The 23,533-nt window shown below is 42.6% G+C and carries 20 protein-coding genes; all 20 read left to right on the plus strand.

All coding sequences use genetic code 11. The features are described 5' to 3' along the window. Nucleotides 1-148: 148 nt before the first annotated feature. Nucleotides 149-907, plus strand: a complete 759-nt coding sequence (locus tag KUL10_RS14610; RefSeq protein WP_110429689.1) for a SapC family protein — start codon at nt 149-151, stop codon at nt 905-907. Nucleotides 908-1,308: 401 nt separating this feature from the next. After that, nucleotides 1,309-1,767, plus strand: a complete 459-nt coding sequence (gene mraZ, locus KUL10_RS14615; protein ID WP_110429690.1) for a division/cell wall cluster transcriptional repressor MraZ — start codon at nt 1,309-1,311, stop codon at nt 1,765-1,767. Continuing rightward, a complete protein-coding gene (rsmH, locus tag KUL10_RS14620) occupies nt 1,764-2,702 on the plus strand; it encodes a 16S rRNA (cytosine(1402)-N(4))-methyltransferase RsmH (protein ID WP_110429691.1) in 939 nt (312 codons plus the stop codon). The genes mraZ and rsmH overlap by 4 nt, the downstream gene beginning before the upstream one ends. After that, nucleotides 2,699-3,019 carry a cell division protein FtsL gene (gene ftsL / locus KUL10_RS14625; protein WP_110429692.1) on the plus strand — a complete coding sequence of 107 codons (321 nt, stop codon included), beginning with the start codon at nt 2,699-2,701 and terminating at the stop codon, nt 3,017-3,019. The genes rsmH and ftsL overlap by 4 nt, the downstream gene beginning before the upstream one ends. Continuing rightward, on the plus strand, nt 3,020-4,786 hold the full coding sequence (locus KUL10_RS14630) for a penicillin-binding transpeptidase domain-containing protein (protein ID WP_110429693.1): 1,767 nt from the start codon (nt 3,020-3,022) through the stop codon (nt 4,784-4,786). Continuing rightward, on the plus strand, nt 4,773-6,314 hold the full coding sequence (locus tag KUL10_RS14635; protein ID WP_110429694.1) for a UDP-N-acetylmuramoyl-L-alanyl-D-glutamate--2,6-diaminopimelate ligase: 1,542 nt from the start codon (nt 4,773-4,775) through the stop codon (nt 6,312-6,314). Before KUL10_RS14630 ends, KUL10_RS14635 begins: the two co-directional genes overlap by 14 nt. Further along, complete coding sequence (murF, locus tag KUL10_RS14640) at nt 6,311-7,720, plus strand: UDP-N-acetylmuramoyl-tripeptide--D-alanyl-D-alanine ligase (protein WP_110429695.1); 1,410 nt, start codon at nt 6,311-6,313, stop codon at nt 7,718-7,720. The genes KUL10_RS14635 and murF overlap by 4 nt, the downstream gene beginning before the upstream one ends. Then, a complete protein-coding gene (mraY, locus tag KUL10_RS14645; protein ID WP_110429696.1) occupies nt 7,714-8,802 on the plus strand; it encodes a phospho-N-acetylmuramoyl-pentapeptide-transferase in 1,089 nt (362 codons plus the stop codon). Before murF ends, mraY begins: the two co-directional genes overlap by 7 nt. A gap of 2 nt (nt 8,803-8,804) precedes the next feature. After that, entirely contained in the window at nt 8,805-10,190 is a 1,386-nt protein-coding gene (murD, locus tag KUL10_RS14650) for a UDP-N-acetylmuramoyl-L-alanine--D-glutamate ligase (protein WP_110429697.1), read from the plus strand. After that, nucleotides 10,191-11,465, plus strand: a complete 1,275-nt coding sequence (gene ftsW, locus KUL10_RS14655; protein WP_110429698.1) for a cell division protein FtsW — start codon at nt 10,191-10,193, stop codon at nt 11,463-11,465. It abuts the gene before it with no gap. After that, complete coding sequence (gene murG, locus KUL10_RS14660; RefSeq protein WP_233499844.1) at nt 11,458-12,537, plus strand: undecaprenyldiphospho-muramoylpentapeptide beta-N-acetylglucosaminyltransferase; 1,080 nt, start codon at nt 11,458-11,460, stop codon at nt 12,535-12,537. Before ftsW ends, murG begins: the two co-directional genes overlap by 8 nt. Nucleotide 12,538: 1 nt before the next feature. Beyond that, nucleotides 12,539-13,996 (plus strand): UDP-N-acetylmuramate--L-alanine ligase, encoded by a 1,458-nt coding sequence (gene murC, locus KUL10_RS14665; RefSeq protein WP_373415193.1) that lies wholly within the window; start codon nt 12,539-12,541, stop codon nt 13,994-13,996. Continuing rightward, a complete protein-coding gene (locus KUL10_RS14670) occupies nt 13,993-14,925 on the plus strand; it encodes a D-alanine--D-alanine ligase (RefSeq protein WP_110429700.1) in 933 nt (310 codons plus the stop codon). The genes murC and KUL10_RS14670 overlap by 4 nt, the downstream gene beginning before the upstream one ends. A 9-nt stretch (nt 14,926-14,934) precedes the next feature. After that, a complete protein-coding gene (locus KUL10_RS14675; protein WP_110429701.1) occupies nt 14,935-15,708 on the plus strand; it encodes a cell division protein FtsQ/DivIB in 774 nt (257 codons plus the stop codon). A 49-nt stretch (nt 15,709-15,757) separates the two neighbouring features. After that, a complete protein-coding gene (ftsA, locus tag KUL10_RS14680; protein WP_110429702.1) occupies nt 15,758-17,002 on the plus strand; it encodes a cell division protein FtsA in 1,245 nt (414 codons plus the stop codon). A gap of 78 nt (nt 17,003-17,080) precedes the next feature. Then, the gene (ftsZ, locus tag KUL10_RS14685) at nt 17,081-18,229 is read left to right on the plus strand and encodes a cell division protein FtsZ (RefSeq protein WP_110429703.1); all 1,149 of its coding nucleotides are present in this window, start codon (nt 17,081-17,083) and stop codon (nt 18,227-18,229) included. Between the two features lie 124 nt (nt 18,230-18,353). Next, entirely contained in the window at nt 18,354-19,268 is a 915-nt protein-coding gene (gene lpxC, locus KUL10_RS14690; protein ID WP_110429704.1) for a UDP-3-O-acyl-N-acetylglucosamine deacetylase, read from the plus strand. A 160-nt stretch (nt 19,269-19,428) separates the two neighbouring features. Continuing rightward, a complete protein-coding gene (locus KUL10_RS14695; RefSeq protein WP_110429705.1) occupies nt 19,429-20,301 on the plus strand; it encodes a M23 family metallopeptidase in 873 nt (290 codons plus the stop codon). A 112-nt stretch (nt 20,302-20,413) separates the two neighbouring features. After that, nucleotides 20,414-23,119 (plus strand): preprotein translocase subunit SecA, encoded by a 2,706-nt coding sequence (secA, locus tag KUL10_RS14700; RefSeq protein WP_110429706.1) that lies wholly within the window; start codon nt 20,414-20,416, stop codon nt 23,117-23,119. Nucleotides 23,120-23,136: 17 nt separating this feature from the next. Next, on the plus strand, nt 23,137-23,532 hold the full coding sequence (gene mutT / locus KUL10_RS14705; protein WP_110429707.1) for an 8-oxo-dGTP diphosphatase MutT: 396 nt from the start codon (nt 23,137-23,139) through the stop codon (nt 23,530-23,532). Nucleotide 23,533: the final 1 nt, after the last annotated feature.

Here is a 23,533-nt window from a genome sequence, read left to right on the forward strand (position 1 = left end):
TTTTCGGTATAATCTGTTTAGCTTTGGTTTTCCAATTTTCGACTTATTTATTGTTGAACAATAAATAAGCTTTACCAAATATAAAACAAACGCGCAGGAAAGTCGCGATGCTTTATATTTTTCTAAATTACAGAGAAGTAAATACAACATGGCCATCAATTATATCCCCCTTGATAAAGACAAGCACAGTGCACTAAAGGTGCTTCCGAAAGTTAGTTTTGAATACGCTAAAGACACACACTTAGCCGCTGCAACTATCAGAGAGTTTGCACAACTTGCGACTACAATGCCTATCTTCTTTATCGAAGATCCCAACACAAAAAATACACATACAGTTGCAATGTTAGGTATCGAGCAAAGCAAAAACTTATTTTGGGCTGATGACAAATGGCAGGGGCCGCATGTGCCCTTGAATATCCAGCGTTACCCGTTCGATATTCGCCCAGATGGTGACAAACTAGGTGTATTTATCGACGAAAACAGTGACATGATTGGCGAGCAAGGTGAAACTTTGTTTACTAAAGAAGGTGAAGCATCAGAATTCTTAAAGAATCGTCAGCAGTTTTTGGCTGAACTGGCAAATAGCGAAATGCTAAACCAACGTTTTATAGCCAAAATTGTTGAGCTTGAATTACTTGAAGAAGTACAGATTGGTATTCAATATGAAAGTGGTCAAAGCCGCAATATTACTGGTATAAATGCAGTAAGCGAGAAAAAACTACACGCATTGTCCGATGAAGTGATACTCGATTTGCACAAGCAGGGTTTCCTTGGCGCTATTTATGCAATGCTTCTGTCTTTAGGTCAGTTGAATCGTTTAGTTGAGTTGTCGGTTAAAACAGACATGCCTGTTCGTTCTTTACAATTGCGTCCTGCGCAGGTGCAACAGAATGCTCAACCTGCATAATTAATCAGGTTTATATGTTAATACTAAAGCCACCCAATGGGTGGTTTTTTCTTTCCCCCTATACCTTACATTTCCATCTCTCTTCCAGCGTCACCATTTAATATGCCTTTTTTGCAACATGCTTCTTTGCAGACCCGAGAAACATGACCTGTTAGTTTAATTTCGATTAAACAGTTAGTTAGGCTCAACTATTAAGCTTTTGTATCTGCCTCATAAAATACTCGTCGAACAAAATTAGCAAAAAGTCGTAAATAAACTTGACAGTGGGGCATAAGGGTACATAAACTACAAAAAGTGGGTCAAAGTGGCGAAAAGTGGTTTTCGTTCAATATAACCAGCTAAACAGAAAAATAAAAATAACTATGAGCTAACAAGATCAATAACATAATAGGCTAGGGGAAATGTTCCGCGGCGCTAACGCAATCAATCTAGACAGCAAAGGTCGTCTAACGATACCAACGAAGTATCGCCAAACGCTGATGGATGATTGTCAGGGACAACTGGTATGTACTATTGATACGTTACAAAACTGTTTGCTACTTTACCCACTTCCCGAATGGGAAGAAATCGAACTTAAACTTCGCAAATTATCTAGCACAAATCCTCACGAAAGAAGACTACAACGTTTGCTACTTGGTTATGCAATGGAAGGCGAAATGGACAAGAGTGGCCGAATACTCCTTGCACCAACGCTTCGTCAACATGCCAACTTAGAAAAACCTATCATGCTGGTTGGACAGTTGAATAAATTTGAAATTTGGGATGCCGCTGAATGGCAGAAACAAATTGACGAAGACATTGCAACCGAAAAGCGCGGCGACTTTGAACTCACCGAGCGTTTGCTGGACTTCTCACTATGACCTCTCAGACATTCACACATCAACCGGTTTTACTTAATGAGACGGTTGAGGGGCTCAATATTCGTGCCGATGGAATTTACGTAGACGCAACGTTTGGTCGTGGCGGGCACAGTTTCGAAATATTAAAACGACTTTCTAATAAAGGGCGTTTAATTGCACTGGATAGAGACTTGACTGCGATTGAAGCCGCCGCTCGATTTAGGGACGACCCAAGGTTTGAGATTCATCACACCCCCTTTGCAAATATTGAGTCGGTGCTAACTGGGCTTGGTCTTAAACACAAGGTCGACGGCATTTTAATGGACATTGGTGTATCTTCCCCCCAATTGGACGACTCATCAAGAGGATTTAGTTTTCAGAAAGACGGTCCTTTAGACATGCGCATGGATACATCATCTGGAATCAGCGCAGCGCAGTGGCTCAACACAGCGGAACTTGACGATATTACACATGTCTTAAAGACTTACGGTGAAGAAAAATTTGGGAAAAGAATAGCAACGGCGGTTGTCGAATTCAGGGCGAACCAGCCTATCAAAACGACACAAGAGTTTGTTGATATTATTGATAAAGCAATGCCAGTAAAAGGTAAGCATAAGCATCCAGCAACACGCAGTTTTCAAGGTGTAAGGATTTTTATCAACGGCGAAATTGAACAGTTGGAGCAGGGGCTTCAAGGGGGAACCAATTGTCTTGCTCCCAATGGTCGATTAGCCATTATCAGCTTTCACTCACTCGAAGATCGCATTGTTAAACGTTTTATAAAATCGCAAAGCAGCGGGTTAAAAGTGCCTGCAGGTTTGCCTATTCCACAGTCTGAGATTGATGCTTCAAAAGTACTCAAGCCACTCAGCCGCGCTATTAAACCGTCACAAGACGAAATCGCAGTCAACCCTCGATCGCGAAGTTCTGTGCTTAGAATCGCGGCAAAGCTGTGAAAAGCCCAAAAACCAATTTCAATCTATTGATAATCATGCTAAGTGATTTGGGGCGCAATGTGGTTCCATTACTTCTGTTTTGCTTCGCGGTCTCTTCTGCGATTGCGGTTATATTAGCTGCTCATCACAATCGTCAATTATCAATTCAATACGAAACACTCATCCAAGAGAAAGATTCATTAGATGTTGAATGGCGACACCTAATTATTGAGCAAAGCGCATTGACTGAACATAACCGCATTGAACAGCTAGTCAAGCAGCAACTAGATATGCGTAGGCCAACACGTGATGATGAAGTGCTAGTGAGGGTTAAGTAAATGGCTACTTTGAATCCAAGAGCGCAAGCCAAACAGTCAAAATCTGCTGATTCAACGCGAAATGTTGCTGCAAAGCAATGGCGCTTTTGGCTGGTGATATTTATGATCGTTATCGTCTTTATGTCTTTGGTTGCGCGAGCGGCTTTCATCCAGGTGATTTCTCCCGACGATTTAATAAAACAGGGTGACAATAGAACGATCAGAGTACGGGATAATCCCTCATATCGTGGCTTGATTAGCGATCGTCACGGTCAACAACTCGCGGTCAGCGTACCTTCGGCTGCGATTTGGGCTGACCCGAAACACATACATGAACAGGGCGCATACAACGATACTCGACGCTGGAAAGCACTTGCTCAAGTACTAAATCGAGATGAAGAGGATTTGCTCAACCGCGTACGTAACCCAAAACGAAGGTTTGTTTACTTACAACGCCAAATTACCCCCGCCATGGCGAATTACGTTGAACAGCTTGGTATTCCTGGCGTTTACTTAAGAAACGAGTCAAAACGTTACTATCCAAGTGGAGAGGTCTCTTCGCACGTCATCGGGTTTACTAACGTCGATGATGATGGTCAAGAAGGTATTGAAAAGCTCTACAATGAATGGCTAACAGGAACCCCGGATAAGCGCACCATAAGAAGAGATGCTAAAGGGCGTCAAATTGAAATTTTGGAGCAAAAGAAAGGCGAAAAAGCAAAAGACCTGACGCTTACTATTGATCAGCGTATTCAAGCTTTAGCATACCGCGAAATAAAAGAGGCAACTTTGTTTTATCAAGCGACTTCCGCTTCGGTCATTATTGTTGATGTGCATACCGGAGAGGTCTTAGCTTTAGCAAATACGCCGTCTTTCAACCCTAATGACCGCTCTACTGTTTCTGCGCATCGTATGCGTAATCGCGCAATAACAGATGCTTTTGAGCCTGGCTCTGTATTAAAGCCACTCGCTGTCTTAGCTGCCTTGGAGTTTGGTTCAATCAATGTAGAAGATTCGATAGATACCTCCCCAGGGTGGATGCGTCTGGGCGGCAGTAGAGTGGAGGACCCGCGTAATTATGGTGAGCTATCACTCGCTGGAGTCATTCAAAAATCCAGTAACATGGGAACCTCAAAACTAGCTCTTTCTGTCAAACCTGGCTTCTTTGTTGATACTTACTACAACATGGGATTAATGAGTGATACTGGTTTAAATATGATCGGTGAGTCAGATGGCATATTTCATGAGCGAAATCGCTGGTCTGAGCATGAATTATCTGCATTGTCGTTCGGTTACAATATCTCCGTCACGGCTGCCCAACTCGCTCGGATGTATTCGACAATTGCGAATGGAGGTATAAAGGTACCTTTATCTATTATTAAAACAGAAAACTTCTTGGAAGAGCCCGAACGAGTACTGTCGGAGTCCAATGCCAGAGCTGTCTTGGAAATGATGGAGAGTGTCACACTTGAAGGTGGCTCAGGTATGAAAGCTGCAGTACCAGGATACCGCGTTGCTGGGAAAACCGGAACAAGCATAAAGGCGGTTGCAGGTGGGTACGGAGAAGAATATGTCAACATATTCGCAGGCATTGCCCCCGTATCTGACCCCAAAATTGCAGTGGTCGTTTTGATAAATGAACCCGGTGGTGATTTGTATCATGCTGGTGATACCGCTGCGCCTACCTTTTCAGCAATCGTTTCAGATACCTTACAAATGCTAAATATTGCTCCTGATTCACAACAGATCGCTGATGCAAAAACGGGGGTGATCTATGCCAATCGGTAGTTTACCACCCTCGCATGCTTCAATTTCAATCATATTGGCTGAGTATGATATCGAGATAAAAGAAGTTGAAACAAACAAATTTACACTGGACAGTCGCTCTCTAGAAAATGGCGATGTATTTATCGCTTTAAAAGGAGAGATGTCTGATGGCAGAGACTACATTAACAAGGCAATAACTAAAGGCGCGAGTTTAGTTATTGTTGATACGGAAGATGTCGATGCACACGGCAAAATAACGCTCAATCAAGGCATTCAAGTAATTTGTTTTTACGAGTTAACCAAACATCTAGGTCAACTCGTTGCACGTTATTATCTCGGCCTTTCCAGAAAGCTATTTGGAATCGCGGTGACAGGAACAAACGGCAAAACGTCAGTTGCGCAACTTGTTGCTAGCCTATCGTCCCTAGTCGGGACAAAAGCAGGTGCTATTGGGACAATGGGTGTGCAGTTTTTTGATGGAACACAGCACAATGAAAAAATTGGCGAGACCATCAATACCACGCCTGACGTAATTTCAGCTCATTCATTTTGCTGCGCTTTGAAAAATAAAGGGGCAGAGCGATTTTGCATTGAAGCCTCGTCTCATGGCCTACATCAAAATAGGCTGCAAGGCCTCAATATAACGACAGGTATATTTACCAACCTCACACAAGACCACTTAGACTATCACCAAACCATGGATAAGTATGCCGCCGCTAAGCGCCGATTGATGGCTCAGCATGGCTTGAATTCATTGGTTGTCAACATTGACGATCAAGAAGGTCTGACATGGATAGAAGCCTCGGGCGGTCAAAAACAAGTATGTGTTTACTCATGTGCGGCAGAGCGTCCTTCACTCTGCGGGGAACATGTGTATTTGTGGGCGAGTAACCTACGATATATGCACAGCGGATGTACATTTTTGCTAGATAGCAGTTGGGGTAATTACGATATAAATCTACCTTTAATAGGCAACTTCAATATCTATAACTTACTAGCAGCACTTGGTGCATTAGTGCTTCAAGGAGAACACTTACAGGAGTTAGTGAATAAAATTGGCCAATTGAGGGGCGTGCCGGGACGAATGGAATTATTCGAGTCACCACAACACGCCAATATTATTGTTGATTATGCTCATACACCTGATGCGTTAAAGCAGGCCCTTATTTCTGCAAAACAACATACTATGAGCAACTTAATTGTTGTTTTTGGTTGCGGTGGTGATCGAGACGCTTCGAAAAGGTCGGTAATGGGGGAAGTCTCAGAAAAATGGGCTGATATTGTATATTTGACCCAAGATAACTCTCGCAGTGAATCGCCAGATAAAATAATAAATGACATTGAGCTTGGCATCACTGACAAAACGAAGGTGCATAAATACATCGATAGGGAAACTGCTATTAAACAAGCATATCTAGGAAGTAAGAACGGAGATCTGATAGTGGTTGCTGGCAAAGGACATGAAGAGTATCTCGAAATAAATGGCGTACGTGAGTACTACAACGAACGAGATTATGTGAATAAACTAACATCGGGGAATATACTATGATTTCCGTTTCATTATCTTGGATTGCGAGCAAAGTAGAAGGTAAGCTGAATACACAAAGTGTTGCAGACCTTATGGTTAAAGGTGTCAGTACTGATACTCGAACGATGCAAGCGGGTGATTTATTCATCGCTTTGGTAGGGCCTAACCACAACGCTCATGAGCATCTTCATAAAGCGCTAGAAAAAGGCGCATGCGCAATCGTTGTCAGCCAAGCTGTAGATTGTCCTTTACCTCTGATAACGGTTGATGATACCAAGCTCGCACTAGGCCGTTTGGGGGCGGCAGTGAAAGAAAAAGTTGCACCTAAAACGGTTGGAATTACAGGGAGTTCAGGTAAGACAACCGTGAAAGAAATGGTCGCTTCAATTTTGTCCGTAAAAGGAAAAGTATTAGCGACTAAAGGCAATTTCAACAATGATATTGGTGTCCCTCTTACCTTACTTCGTTTGAACGAAAGCCATGAATATGCAGTCATTGAAATGGGCGCAAATCATTTAGGAGAGATTGCTTACACCACACGTTTATCAAAACCTGATGTCGCAACTATTGTAAATGCTGCGGCCAGTCACCTCGAAGGATTTGGCAGCCTATTTGGCGTAGCTCGTGCGAAAAGCGAGATTTTTAAAGGCCTCGGAGACGCCGGTACGGCGATATTGAATAGTGATAGTCAATTCTATGAATTTTGGAAAGGCAAAACGTCTCATATTAACATGCTGACGTTTTCACCAGAATCGGACTCAGGCGATTTCAAAGCTGAGGACATTGCGATGGGGATGGACGGATGTGCAGAGTTTGAACTCGTTTGCCCGATGGGGAAGGCAGCCATTCGTTTAAGTATTCCGGGTACACACAACGTGGGCAATGCACTATTGGCGGCAGCATTATCATTAGAAGTCGGCGCCAGTCTCGAGGACGTCCAGCTCGGTTTGTTTAACATGAAAGAAGTATCGGGCAGGTTGAACGTCAAGCAACTAACGCAACAGGTCAGAATTTTAGACGATACATACAATGCAAATGTTGCGTCAGTAAACGCCGCAATTGATTTATTAAGCACTTATTCTGGTAAGAAAGTACTGGTGCTTGGCGATATGGCAGAGTTAGGTGACCAAGCTCGATATTACCACGAGCAAGTAGGTGAATATGCATTAGCCAAGGGTATTAATCTAGCATATACAACAGGTGTGTTGAGTCAGTGTGCAAGTGCAGTATTTGATAAAATGGGACAACATTTTGATAGCCACGAAGGCTTAGTCGAGGCGCTAGAAATGTCGTTGTCAAATGAACAACAAGACATCACAATTCTGGTAAAAGGATCGCGTAGTTCTAAAATGGAATTAGTCGTAAAAGGAATAGAGGACTCATGCTTGGGAAAGCTTGAGCGCCGTAGGGAGCGAATAGCATGCTAATATGGCTGGCTGAATGGTTAACGCAATTTGAATCCGCATTTAATGTGTTTTCATATCTTACCCTACGTGCGATTTTAAGCACGTTAACTGCATTACTTATTGCAATACTGATAGGTCCAAGCATGATTCGATGGTTGCAAAACATGCAAATTGGGCAAACAGTTAGAGACGATGGTCCACAATCGCACTTATCAAAATCGGGCACGCCGACAATGGGAGGTGTGTTGATATTAAGTGCGATTTTAACAAGTGTATTACTCTGGGCGGACCTCACGAATAAATACGTTTTGGTTACTATATTCGTCTTAAGTACGTATGGCATTGTTGGCTTTGTAGATGATTATCGCAAGGTAGTTAGAAAAGACTCAAAGGGGCTTATCGCTAGGTGGAAGTATTTTTGGCAATCTGTAATTGCCCTAGCAGTTGCTATCTTCCTGTATGTAAATGCAAACCCTGACGTCGCGGCAGAAACGTCGCTAATCGTTCCATTCTTTAAAGACGTTATGCCTCAATTAGGTATTTTTTATATCGTTATCGCATACTTTGCTATTGTTGGAACGAGCAATGCTGTCAACTTAACTGACGGGCTCGATGGTCTTGCTATTGTGCCAACTATATTAGTCGCCGGTGCTTTTGCTATCTTCGCCTATGTGACGGGTAATGTTAACTTTTCAAGTTACTTAAATATTCCTCATATCCCGCTCACTAGTGAGCTTGTGATAGTTTGTACGGCAATGGTCGGCGCAGGATTGGGCTTCCTTTGGTTTAATACTTACCCAGCTCAAGTGTTCATGGGAGACGTTGGCTCACTAGCCTTGGGCGGTACTCTGGGTATTTTAGCAGTGCTGGTACGGCAAGAAATTGTGCTCATTATTATGGGGGGGATTTTTGTCGCCGAAACGCTTTCAGTGATCCTACAAGTCGGCTCGTTTAAGTTAAGAGGAAAACGAATATTTCGTATGGCACCGATACATCACCATTACGAGCTGAAAGGCTGGCCAGAACCACGCGTAATAGTGAGGTTTTGGATTATTTCATTAATTTTAGTATTAGTTGGCCTAGCGACCCTTAAACTGAGATAAATATGTTTCAAGAACTGACAAAATTAAAAGTAGCAGTTGTCGGTTATGGCGTCACGGGAAAAGCATGTTCAGAATTTTTGAAACAAAGAAATGCATGTGTTAGCGTTTTTGATAGTCGTTCGCAAAGCATTGAATCAAATGATGTTCGAATGTGTCATTTCGATGAATACACTGATTTTTCAGACTTTGAGTTTGTGGTTGTTAGCCCGGGGATTAATCCTTTACTCAATTCGCTTGCAGACTATCAAGCAAATGGCGGATTATTGATAAGCGAAATTGAATTGTTTGCTTGGTTCAATGATATCCCAACTATCGGGATTACGGGCTCAAATGGAAAGAGCACCGTTACTGAAATGTTAGGGCATGTCCTAAATTCATCAGGTTACAAGGCCGCGGTCGGTGGCAATCTTGGTCAAAGCGCGATTACTTTTATTGATGGCGCTTTCGACTTTATCATTTTGGAGTTATCCAGTTTTCAATTACAACTTACCCAGTCTTTAAATTTACGTCTTGCAGTACTTCTTAATATTTCAGCTGACCATTTAGACCGACACGGTGATATGGACAGTTACTTGGCGTGTAAGCAAAGAATATTTTCACATGCACAAACGGCCATATGTATTGATAATATTGAAGAGAGTTTTCCGCTTAAATCAACGTCAGAGATTGAAAACTTCATTATAGCGACGCAGTCAAAAAGCACTACGCAGTCAAAAAGTACTGAAACGCCATCGTTGTTTATAGATGAGCAAGAAAATACTATTGAGTACAAAGGTCGCACACTGTTGAAACTTGAGCGCTTAAAAGTGATGGGCCAACACAACCACCTAAACAGCTTAGTCTGCTGTGCAATGGCACTGAAACTTGGTTTACAAGAAGATGCCATCGCGAAGGGGCTCTATAGTTTTAATGGTCTTGCTCATCGAACTCAGCTAGTCAAACAGGGTGACATTACTTGGATAAATGATTCAAAAGCAACCAATTTAGGTGCCACTATTGCAGCTCTCAAGGGCATAGACGAGCGCACTACAGCGCTGGTGTTAATTGTTGGCGGAGATGCTAAAGGCGCTGATATACAGGGCCTTTCAGAGTATATTGGAAGCAAGATAAAAGGGATGGTTGGCATGGGTAAAGATGCACATTTATTTGAGTCTCTTTTGCCCAATTCATTGTCTCTAAATGGTCTTACTTGTGATTATTCATACGTTAATGATATGCAAGCAGCTGTTGAACAATCAGTAAAAATGTGTGAACGATTATCACAACGGTTTCCTGACTTAAATTTAGTTGTAATGCTTTCGCCTGCATGCGCGAGTATCGATATGTTTGCGAACTATCGCGCTAGAGGCGATGCATTTATTGCAGCGGCCTTGGCTCAGGAGGCTTAAATGCAGCAGAGTATAAATTTAAGAGAAATGTTTGCACAACGACACGATTCAGAACATGAAAAAACCCCTTATGATGTTGGTTTAGTGCTCATTGCAATTTGCCTCTTTACAATTGGTTTCGTAATCGTTACCAGCGCATCCATTCCTATTGCAACGCGTATTCATGACAACCCGTTTTACTTTTCGATAAGACATGCGATTTATATAGGGATTGCCTTGGTAGCCTCCATTGTCGTGATTAATCTCCCAATGCAGTTTTGGCGAAAATCCAATCCGTATCTTTTGTTTGTTGCCATTGCGCTGCTGATTGCCGTGTTATTCATTGGACGAACAGTCAATGGAAGTACGCGGTGGATTGTTGTGGGCCCCATTACTATTCAAGCTGCAGAACCTGCAAAATTATTCTTTTTTTGCTATCTAGCGGGTTATCTCGTGCGCCGAAAAGACGAGGTGACAGAACAATTTAAAGGTTTTTTCAAGCCCTTAATTATCTTTTTCTTACTGGGTTTTTTATTACTAAACCAACCTGACCTTGGAACTGCTGTTGTTATGTTTGTCACCACGATCGCGCTGCTCTTTTTAGCGGGTGCGAAATTATGGCAATTTTTTGCAATGTTCTTTTCAGGTTTGGCAGCTGTGGTAGGTTTGATCGTAGTTTCTGAATACAGAATGCGAAGAATTACGGCATTTCTTGACCCTTGGGCAGACCCGTTCGGTAGTGGTTATCAGTTAACGCAGTCGCTAATGGCTTTTGGCAGGGGAAGCTGGTTTGGACAAGGACTGGGCAACAGTGTTCAAAAGCTAGAGTTTTTACCCGAAGCTCATACAGATTTTATCGCTGCTATTTTGGCAGAAGAATTGGGGTTTATTGGCGTGTTGGTGGTTTTAACATTAATTCTATTGATGATTATTAAGGCATTGCGAATTGGCCATGCTGCGATGGCACAAGACAAATCCTATGATGCATTTTTAGCCTATGCAATCGGGGTTTGGTTTAGCTTTCAAACAGCGATAAATATCGGTGCTAGTTCTGGTATTTTGCCCACTAAAGGATTGACACTCCCACTTGTTAGTTATGGTGGCTCTTCGTTAATTGTGATGAGTGTTGCCGTCGCTATTCTGCTTCGAATTGATTTTGAATTGCGTGTTGAAGGTGTTCAAGCGATTAAAAAGAACCTCAATAAGACTAAGAAACGCAAAGGTCGTTCTAGAAAACAAACACTTGATGAAGATGCTGAAATGAAGAATCGTACTGCGGAAGATGCTCATGCCTAGCATAGTTATAATGGCCGGTGGAACTGGAGGGCATGTATTTCCCGGCGTGGCTGTCGCTGACGAGTTGAAGGCGCGTGGCTGGACCGTAGAGTGGATTGGTACAGCCGATAGGATGGAAGCACAAGCTGTTCCTAAAGCAGGTTACCCTATTCATTTTTTAGATATAAAAGGGGTCAGGGGAAAAGGTTTTCTGGGCAAGCTTACAGCGCCGTTTATGTTGTTAAAAGCCGTTTTTCAAGCTTACAAAATATTAAAGAATTTACAACCTAGTCTAGTCTTGGGGATGGGCGGATATGCAAGCGGGCCGGGTGGTATTGCGGCTCGTTTGTTAAGTATACCGATTGTCGTGCACGAGCAAAACGCAGTGTTCGGACTAACAAACCGGTGGTTAGCTAAGGTCGCGAACAGAGTTCTATGTGGTTTCGATATTACAAAACTCACAAAATTAAATAATATTCCAACTAATGTTGAGTTTGTGGGTAACCCTGTCAGACAATACGAAGACAGGAATATTATTAAAGATAGCGAGCAAACATTTAAGATCCTTGTTCTTGGCGGAAGTCTTGGCGCGCTTGCACTTAATGAGATCGTGCCAAAGGCGCTGAATAGCCTTGCAGATGATTACCAAATATCAGTTGTCCATCAAGCAGGAAAAGGCAAGTCGACACCTGTCCACACTGCTTACAGTCAAAAGGTCGACTCGACAGTTAGCGAGTTTATCGATGATGTGTTTTATGAATTAACAAACGCTGATCTCATTATATGTAGGGCAGGTGCTTTAACAGTTGCTGAAATCTCGAGTGTTGGAAAAGCTGCGATTTTTGTGCCTTTACCTATCGCAGTTGATGATCATCAGACATATAATGCGCTATCGTTAACCAACCATGGAGCAGGTATTTTGATTCCCCAAACCGAGCTCGAGGCAACGTTGCCGTCAACGCTTCGCAGTTTAATCGAAGACCCGCAATTATTAGCACAAATGGCAATTAAATCAAAAGAATTAAGCCCACAATTTGCCGGTAAAAAGGTTGCGGATATTTGTGAATCTGAAGTAGGAAAAAAGTATGGCTAAGATAACAACACCAGGAGTAGCTAACTTTCATAAAATGAGACGTGTTTCTCATCTTCATTTTGTCGGTGTGGGCGGTGCTGGAATGGGGGGGATTGCTGAAGTAATGCTCAATCTTGGATATCAAGTCAGTGGTTCTGATTTAAAGTCCGGCAGTATGACGAAGCGCCTTTCTGAGCTTGGTGTAAAGGTTTTCATTGGTCACGCACAAGAAAACATCAAAGACGCAGATGTCGTTGTAGTATCAAGTGCAATCGACGCAAGTAACCCTGAAATTGAGACCGCGCAAGCAAGACGTATCCCGATTATTCGAAGAGCACAGATGTTGGCCGAATTGATGAGGTTTCGTTATGGGATCGCAGTCGCTGGAACCCATGGGAAAACAACGACGACTAGTTTAATTTCCACTATTTTTACGCATGCTGGGCTAGATCCAACCTATGTTATAGGTGGATTGTTAAATAGTGCAGGAACCAATGCCAAGCTAGGTGAGAGCAAATACTTGATTGCCGAAGCAGATGAAAGTGATGCGTCATTTTTACATTTACAACCCACTTTGTCAGTCATCACAAATATAGAAGCCGATCACCTAGAGGCATATCAAGGTGACTTCACAAATATGCAGACCGCATATGTTGAATTTCTTCACAATTTGCCTTTCTATGGCCTAGCGGTTGTTTGCGGTGATGATGATGTAGTCATGAATTTGATTCCAAGAATCGAGAGAAAACTGATCACTTATGGTGTTAAATCACATAACGACTACCAAATTTCAGACATCGTTTTTGAGTCTAAAAAAAGTACTTTTGTTTTGCGGAAGCCAAACGGTGAAACATCTCAATATTGTGTAAACTTGCCAGGAATACACAACGTGTTAAATGCAACAGCTGCAATTGCAGTTGCAAGTGACGAAAATATTGCTGAACAAACGATACAACAAGCTTTGAATAGCTTTGAAGGGATCGGTAGGCGTTTTCAAGTGCTAGGTGATTTTCAGAATAATGAGGGTATAGCTACCTTGGTTGATGATTATGGGCATCACCCTACTGAAGTATCAATGACGATTAAAGCGGCAAGGAACACATGGCCCAAACGTCGATTAGTGATGATTTATCAACCACATCGATTTACAAGGACTCGTGATTTGTATGAAGAATTTGTTGACGTCTTAGGCGGTGTGGATGTCCTGATTTTGTTGGATGTGTATTCAGCAGGAGAAGAGCCAATTGACGGTGCAGATAGTAAATCAATCTGCAGAAGCATTAGACTGCGCGGAGCACTAGAACCTATCTATGCCAGTTCTGCTGCGAACATGTTTGAAATTTTAAGCAATGTAATTCAAGGAAATGATGTTGTGTTTGCGCAAGGTGCTGGCACGATTGGCGAACTCGCTCAACAACTCGCAGCGACAAAATTAGACAAAACCTTATTAGCTGAAAAAGCAGGAATTCAACAACCATGAAGCATATTCAAGCAGGAGACTTTGGGAAGGTTGCGGTGCTTTATGGAGGAGACTCTCAAGAGCGTGAAGTGAGTATGGCCTCCGGAAAGGCGGTTCACCAAGGATTGATTAATAGCGGAATAGATGCACATTTATTTGATCCGTCTACGCGACCTTTAGAAGACTTAGTCACTGATAACTATGCCCGAGCATTTATCGTACTACACGGAAGAGGCGGTGAAGATGGCACTATTCAAGGGGCATTGCAGCATCTAAAGTTACCGTACACAGGAAGTAATGTTCAAGGATCAGCCATTGCGATGGACAAGCTCGTCAGCAAACAAATATGGCAGGCTCTGGGGTTGCCAACTGCTAAATATCGTGTTGTAGACGCGCAAGATGTTGAAAAAACAGATTATCAAAAGGTATTAGACGATCTTAATGGAATCGTTATGGTAAAACCGATAAAAGAAGGATCAAGTATCGGTATGGCAAAAGTGAACAACGCGGATGAATTAAAAAGTGCCGTTCAAACAGCGCTTGGATTTGATAATCAAGTATTAATCGAGGCATATATTTCTGGACTAGAATATACAGTCTCGATATTAGATGGAGAGGCCTTACCTTCGATTCGTATGTCAACGCCACATACTTTTTATGATTATGATGCAAAGTACAAAGACTCTACAACAGAATACTTTTGCCCGAGTGGTCTTCCCGCTAGCATCGAAGAGCAGTTGAGCAAGCTCGCAATCAAGGCATTCAGGGCGCTTAAAGGTAGTGGGTGGGGTAGAGTTGACGTTATGCAGGATGCGAAGGGTGATTTTTACTTATTGGAATCCAATACGGTTCCCGGAATGACAAAAACCAGTTTGGTCCCGAAAGCGGCTAAACAAGCAGGCATAAGCTTTGAAGAGCTTGTTTGGCGTATTTTATTACCAACTATATAAGCGCTAGATATGAACAAACAAGCAATCAGCACAGTTGAGCAGGAGCGTGAAAAACCAAACTTCTGGATAGGCTTGAGTGTGTTTGTTTGCGTGATAATATTGCTTGTAATTGGTATTTTTAAAGTAAATGAATGGTTGCAGGATGAGCAAAGGCTACCTGTTCAAAAGGTGGTGTTTTCAGGCGTTAGAAACGTTTTGGATGACCAACGCTTAGAAAACATCATTCGACAAGAACAAACTGGCAGCTTTTTTGCTTTAGATGTCAATGATGTGCACGCTCTACTTGAGGGCTTGCCATGGGTGTACCGAGCAAGTGTTCGCAAGCGGTGGCCAAATAGCTTGCATGTGTATCTGGTAGAGCAAACACCGGCAGCGACTTGGAATGATGATTTACTGCTTAACGAGGCTGGTGAGCCCTTTGATGGTGCTGCACTGTATTCTCTGGGGTACACTAAAAAGTTGCCGAGCATATTTGGTCCGGGAGGGAGCGAAAAAACTGCATTAGCAGGGTTATCAGCTATGCAACTGATTTTGAGTAATACTGGCCTGAGAGTTGAACAGTTATTTTTAAGTGAAAGGTTCGCTTGGCGAGTGGAGTTAAACAATAACATTCAACTTAACTTAGGCCGTAAAGAGTTTATAGACCGATTACAACGTTTTATTGATGTATATCCGTTACTTAGAGAACAAAATAAGCAGATAAATTACATTGATTTACGTTATGATACTGGACTTGCAGTGGGTTGGGGAGAATCAATCGATAGCGCTCCCGAAAACAGCTGAAAAAAATTATAATAATTAACTAAGATCACGAGAGAAAAAAATAAAAAGCATGTCTAAATCTATGGAACGAAATCTCATTGTTGGCTTGGATATCGGAACTAGTGTTATCAAGGCTGTCGTGGGAGAGATACTAGATGATGATGGTATAAGTATCGTCGGTATTGGCACGCATAAAGCTCGAGGAATGGAAAAGGGCGGCGTTAACGATCTTAATTTAGTTGTTCAATCAGTTAGGCAAGCTGTTAACGAGATGGAGTTGATGGCCGATTGTCATGTTTCCTCAGTGTTCATGTCTATTTCTGGTCGTCATGTTCAGTGTCAAAATGAAAGTGGAATGGTACCCATCAACAATCAAGAGGTGACGCAGGATGATGTCGATAACGTCATTCATGCGGCGCGCTCCGTGCCTATGCCGGCTGAACGTAAACTTTTGCATGTACTTCCTCAAGAGTTTGTAATTGATGTACAAGACGGGATAAAAAACCCGATTGGAATGTCCGGTGTAAGAATGGAGGCTGCGGCTCATATCATTACTTGCGCCGATGATATGGCAAAAAACCTCGTTAAATGCGTTGAAAGCTGTGAGTTGAGCGTCGATCAAACGATCTTCTCAGCACTTGCATCAAGTTATGCTGTGTTAACGGACGACGAGCGAGAATTAGGGGTATGTGTTATTGATATTGGTGGCGGAACCATCGACATAATAATATATACCGATGGCGCAATTAGACACAGTGCTGTTATTCCTTTAGCAGGAAATCAAATCACGAGTGACATTGCTAAAATCTTTCGAACGCCGATGAGCAATGCAGAAGATATTAAAATTAAACATGCTTGCGCCTTAAAAGATATGGTTAGCATGGAAGAGAACATTGAAGTACCTAGCGTTGGGGGAAGGCCTTCAAGAGCAATGTCTAGGCATACATTAGCTGAAGTAATCGAACCCAGATACCAAGAACTATTTGAATTGGCGTATGAGCAAATACAAGCCAGTGGTTTAGAAGAGCAAATCGCTGCAGGCATGGTTATTACTGGTGGAACAGCTAATATGGATGGTGCCGTCGAGTTCGCTGAAGAAATTTTTCAGATGCCAGTGAGAGTCGGAAAACCACATTCAATTAAAGGTTTAGCAGAATATGTTGACGATCCTAGTTTTGCTACGGCCGTTGGTCTGCTACAGTATGGAAAACAGAATAATATTAATAATAAAAGAACGTCCTTATCAAAGGACGCGCCAAGCGCATTTAATAATGCTGTAATGCGTATACAAAGCTGGTTTAAGGGCAATTTTTAGGGGGCCTTTAAAAAGCGCTAAACAATCGAAGCCAGAAAATAAAAATAACTCGGCTTCACATATTATCGGAGAATGATAATGTTCGAACTTATGGACAATCATAGCGATGAAGCGGTCATCAAAGTCGTTGGTGTTGGCGGTGGTGGCGGTAACGCTGTAGAATATATGGTTCAGCAAGTGATCGAAGGCGTAGATTTTATCGCCATGAACACTGATGCCCAAGTGCTCAAGAACTCAAATGCTGATATTAAATTACAAATTGGTAACCAAGTGACGAAAGGGCTTGGTGCAGGTGCTGATCCTAACGTTGGTTGCGAAGCTGCGAGAGAAGATCGCGAACAAATACGCCAAACACTTGAAGGCGCTGATATGATTTTTATCACTGCCGGAATGGGTGGCGGGACAGGTACTGGTGCAGCACCTGAAGTCGCTAAAATCGCGAAAGAACTTGGTATACTAACTGTTGCAGTTGTGACGAAACCGTTCCCTTTTGAAGGGCGCAAGCGCTCCGATTTCGCAAACACTGGTATTGCAGAGCTTCAAAAGCAAGTTGACTCTTTAATTACTATCCCCAACGAAAAACTATTGAAAGTAATGGGTAAAGGAACACCTTTACTTCAAGCCTTTAGTGCTGCGAACGATGTACTGCGTGGCGCGGTGCAAGGTATTGCTGAACTCATTACTCGTCCAGGTCTAATCAATGTAGATTTTGCGGATGTAAAAACCGTTATGTCAGAAATGGGCACAGCGATGATGGGAACCGGTGTTGGTAAGGGTGAAGATCGAGCAGAAGAAGCAGCAGAAGCAGCTATCGCATGCCCACTATTGGAAGATATCGACCTATCTGGTGCTCGTGGGATTTTAGTTAATATTACAGCTGGTTTAGATTTCGCTATCGATGAATATGAAATTGTCGGTAACGCTGTAAAAGCTTTTGCTTCAGAAAACGCAACAGTTGTTGTTGGAACAGTGATAGACCCTGAATTAACGGATGAAGTTCGCGTAACCGTTGTTGCAACAGGCATCGGCGCAGAGAAAAAACCAGATATTACCTTAGTGAGTGAACCAACCCGTACTTCTGCTGTCACAGGTGGGATAGTCAGCGAGCAAAGAGCTGCCGGCGGAAGCTTAGAAGGTTCTCATGCGGTTAAATTGGAAGACGAGAGTCAGCCAGATAATGAACATTACTTGGATATTCCGGCGTTTTTGCGAAAACAAGCTGATTAGCCCTCTGGTCTGAACAGTTGTTTTTAGCAAAAAAACACTTGAAATTTTTGAAGTGATTGACTTTATTGGCTTTGTCGTGTAATTTACACGACCCTTTTTTAACTTAGCTAGGTGCTTTTGCAGAATGATAAAGCAAAGAACTATCAAACAATCGGTCAAAGAAACCGGTATAGGATTGCACAAAGGACGGAAGGTTACGATGACCATGCGTCCTGCACCTGCTAATACTGGTATTGTCTTCCGCAGAATGGATCTTTCTCCTCCTCAGAACATTCACGCGCGTGCTCAGTCGGTTGGCGACACGATGTTGTGCACGTGTATTACTAACGAGGAAGGGCACTCGATTCACACTGTTGAGCATTTAGCATCCGCTTTATCTGGCCTTGGCATTGACAACATTATTGTTGAGGTTGATAGTCACGAGTTGCCGATTATGGATGGAAGCGCTAGTCCATTTATTTTTTTGCTTCAAAGCGCTGGCATTCAAGAACTTGACGCGCCAAAAAAATTCATAAAGATCACCAAAACCGTGCGCGTTGAAGAAGACGATAAGTGGGCTGAGTTTAGACCCTATGATGGCTTTAAGGTCAACTTCAAAATTGATTTCGATCACCCTGCTATTTCACAAACGCGCCAGCACGTTGAATTGGATTTTTCAAAAGACTCTTATGTTGACGAAGTCAGTCGAGCGCGTACGTTCGGCTTTATGAAAGATTTGGAATTAATGAATTCAATGAATTTGGCGCTTGGTGGTAGCATGGACAACGCCGTTGCGCTTGATGAGTACAGAGTGCTAAACCCTGAGGGGCTTCGATATTCGGATGAGTTTCTCAAACACAAGATTTTAGATGCTGTGGGCGATTTGTACTTAGGCGGTAATAGTCTAATTGGTGAACTAGTGGCATACAAAACTGGGCATGGTTTAAACAATAAGTTACTCAATGCAATTTTAAAAGATACGAATGCTTGGGAATACGTAGAGTATGAAGACGAAAGCCGCATGCCAATTAGGTATATTGAGCCGGCCCTTGCGTTTTGAGGGATAAGCGCGAAGCAAGTAAGTACTAACTTTTGTATCTCGTACAACTAATGATATGGATAAATATAAGTGTCACGCTCATGTAAAGGTTTAAATGTACCGATAACAAGGTTACACTTAAGTTAATTAAAGATTAATTTTAAATACACGAAAGGTATCAATGAGTATTACAGTTCTATTCAGAGGAAAAAAGCGTCGCTTTGCCACGCGGTTCTCTGTACGCAAATTTTTGAGCGTAGTAGTACTGTCTTCGTTGGTATTACTGATTTCGAGTCGTTCCTCTGAGTCTGTTTTCGAGAATCATGTGCGTGTGAATGTTGTTAAGACTGGTTTAGAAGGCCAAGCCAAGCTCGTTCAGCAGCTTCAAATTGATACCACAGAACAAATCAAAGGCATCGTCAATCAGCTCGCTACCATGCAGAGCCAAATTAATAAACTCGATACCAAAACGGGTGCGATCGCCGAAAGTGCGGGGCTTACCAAAGAAGATTTCGTACTATCTGAAGAATTAAAAGCAGAGCTATCGGGTAAGAAAGACTTCACGGCGCAGATAGAAACCATGTCTAAGACGCTTGAATTTAAAATTGAGCAGCTCAATGCCCTTGAATCTATCTTGATGGGCCTCAATATAGAGAAAGAGAGTGAGTTGTCCGGTCGCCCTGTATCGAAAGGTTGGTTGTCGTCATATTACGGAGTTCGAAAAGACCCGTTTAGTGGTAAACCGGCAATGCATAAGGGAATAGATTTTGCGGGTAAATCAGGAGATGACGTTGTCGCCACTGGTGCAGGTGTCGTCACTTGGTCCGGTGAGCGTTACGGATACGGATATTTAGTAGAGATAGACCACGGTAACGGAATTAGAACGAGATACGGACACAACAAAGAATTGAAAGTTGCGGTCGGTGATATTGTAACAAAGGGCCAATCTGTAGCCTTGCTCGGTAACACTGGGCGTTCAACAGGTGCTCATGTTCATTATGAAGTATTAAAAAATGGGGAGCAAGTCGACCCATTACCGTACATCTACAGGTAACGCTAGCAACAAGCGCTTAAATTAACCTCTCTCTCATTCGATAGTTTATTGACGATATCCTTGCTATGATATCGCGCGTTTTAATTATTCAAGTTTTGGAATCACAGTAAGCATGTTCGCCACTATAGTAAAAAAAATCTTTGGTACGCAAAATGACCGCATACTCAAAAAGCTCAACAAAACCGTCGCTGTTATAAATGGCTATGAAGTCGAATTAGAAGCTTTAAGTGACCAAGAGTTAAAAGAAAAAACGCAAGCATTTCGAGACAGAATCGAAAAAGGTGAGAGTTTAGATCAAATTCTACCTGAAGCATTCGCTGTGGTTCGTGAAGCGAGCAAGCGTGTTTATGGTATGCGTCATTTTGATGTCCAAATGCTTGGTGGCATGGTATTGCATCAAGGTAAAATCGCCGAAATGCGAACAGGTGAGGGTAAAACGCTTACTTCTACGCTTCCTACTTATTTAAATGCTATCAGTGGCAAAGGTGTACACGTAATCACAGTCAATGATTACCTTGCCAAACGTGATGCAGATTGGAGCAGAGCGTTATTTGAATTTCTAGGTCTAAGCGTGGGCTGCAATATTCCGGGCCTATCTCCGGTTGAAAAAAAGCAAGCATACGAGGCCGATATAACATACGGAACCAATAATGAATTCGGATTTGACTATTTGCGCGATAATATGGCGTTTAGTCCACAAGACCGTGTTCAAAAATCGCTTCATTTTGCCGTCATAGATGAAGTTGACTCCATCCTAATAGACGAGGCAAGAACACCACTCATCATTTCTGGTGCGGCCGAAGACAGTTCTGAACTATATAAGCAAATAAACAAGGTTATTCCACAACTCCAAGAGCAAGATAAAGAAGACGAAGAGGGTAACTTTGGCGACGGTCACTATACGATTGATGAAAAAGGTAAACAAATTCACCTGACCGAAAACGGGCAAATATTTGTTGAAGAATTGCTTCAACAAAATGGCATGTTAGGTGAAGGTGAGTCCTTGTTTTCAGCTGCTAACATAAGCTTGTTGCATCATGTTAATGCGGCCCTTCGCGCTCACAAACTCTTCAGTAAGGATGTAGACTACATCGTCAAAGGTGAGGACATCGTAATTGTTGATGAACACACTGGTCGAACAATGGAAGGGCGTCGTTGGTCTGAAGGTCTACATCAAGCCGTTGAAGCAAAAGAAGGGGTGAAAATACAGAATGAGAACCAAACGCTAGCATCAATTACCTTCCAAAATTACTTCAGAATTTATGACAAGCTTTCAGGTATGACCGGTACAGCAGATACTGAAGCCTTTGAGTTCAATCATATTTATGGTTTGCAGACTGTCGTTATTCCAACCAACAAGCCAATGGTTAGAAAAGATAAAGCAGACAAGATTTTCCTGACGGCGCAAGAAAAATACGAAGCAATCATCGAAGATATCAAGGGTTGTGTGAAGCGTGGCCAACCTACACTAGTCGGCACGGTTTCGATTGAAAATTCAGAATTATTAGCTTCGATTCTCAAGAAGGAAAAAATTCCACACAAAGTACTCAACGCCAAGTTTCACGAACAAGAAGCGGATATTGTTGCAAATGCTGGTTTACCCGGTGCGGTGACTATCGCAACGAATATGGCTGGGCGTGGTACTGATATCGTATTGGGTGGCAATCTTCAGTCTGAAATTGACAAACTCAAAAATCCAACAGAACAGCAAATAGAACATGTGAAATCCGAATGGAAAAAACGACATGATGCAGTATTGGCGTCTGGTGGTTTACACATTATTGGGACCGAGCGACACGAGTCTCGACGCATAGATAATCAGCTTAGAGGACGTTCTGGCCGACAAGGTGATGCCGGTTCAACACGTTTCTACTTGTCACTAGATGATGCTTTGATGCGTATTTTTGCCTCTGAAAAAATGGGCAACATGATGAAGCGTTTAGGCATGGAGAAAGGAGAAGCCATCGAGCACCCTTGGGTTTCTCGTGCAATTGAAAATGCGCAACGGAAAGTAGAAGGACGTAACTTCGACATACGTAAACAGCTACTTGAATACGATGATGTGGCAAATGATCAAAGGCGCGTTATTTATGAACAACGCAATGAATTATTAGACGAAGGCGATATTGGCGATACCATCGAAAAAATTCGAGGCGACGTCGTAGATAGCTTAATTAGTCAATATATCCCGCCACAGTCCTTAGATGAAATGTGGGATGTGGCTGGTTTACAAGAACGACTCAAAAGCGATTTCCTGTTAGACTTGCCGATTCAGCAGTGGTTAGACGAAGACGATAAGCTTTACGAAGAAAAGTTGCGCGAGCAGATTCAAGAAAAAGTAGACACCGCCTACAAAGAGAAAGAAAAGGCAGTTGGAGAGCAGGTCTTGCGTCAGTTTGAAAAAGCCGTGATGCTGCAAACTCTTGATAACCTATGGAAAGAGCATTTGGCTGCTATGGATCATCTTCGTCAAGGCATTCATTTGCGGGGCTATGCACAAAAAAATCCTAAGCAAGAATATAAGCGTGAATCCTTCGAACTTTTCTCTGACATGCTAGAAGCGCTAAAAGCAGAGGTAATTAGTATTCTGAGTCGTGTTCAAGTGCGAGAAGAGTCTGATGTGGAAGCTGTCGAGCAGCAGCGTAGAGCAGCAGAAGTGAAAAAGAATTATGAGCATGAAGCTGCCAGTGCAACTGGTCAAGCGCCTGCCCAGCAAGCTAATGCGCCTGTTCAACGCGAGCGTAAAGTTGGCAGAAATGACCCATGCCCTTGTGGCTCAGGTAAAAAGTATAAGCAGTGTCATGGTAAGTTGTCATAGGCTAAACCCAGTACAAGATGAGCATATTGAAAGAAATACATGTTGCAGTGGGTGTCGTTAAGCGTAACGACACCTTTTTTATTTGTAAGAGAAGTAAAGAGCAACATCAGGGTGGTTTGTGGGAGTTTCCGGGCGGGAAAGTCGAACCGGGTGAGTCTGTTTTTGAAGCTTTGTCGAGAGAACTTTCCGAGGAAATAGGTATTCAAGTTCATTCTTCAACACCGTTTATGGTCATTCAACATCGTTACTCAGATAAAAATGTTAGGCTTGACGTCCACCTCGTTGAGGACTTTGAAGGCGAACCTTTGGGTGCAGAAGGGCAAGAATGCACTTGGGTTAGTAACGAAAAATTAGATGAGTACGATTTCCCGAAAGCAAATGAAGAGATACTGAAAAAGCTGCTTAAGTGCTGAC

The sequence above is a fragment of the Glaciecola sp. KUL10 genome (genome assembly GCF_003203515.1).
In the GTDB taxonomy this organism is placed as follows: Bacteria; Pseudomonadota; Gammaproteobacteria; order Enterobacterales; family Alteromonadaceae; genus Glaciecola.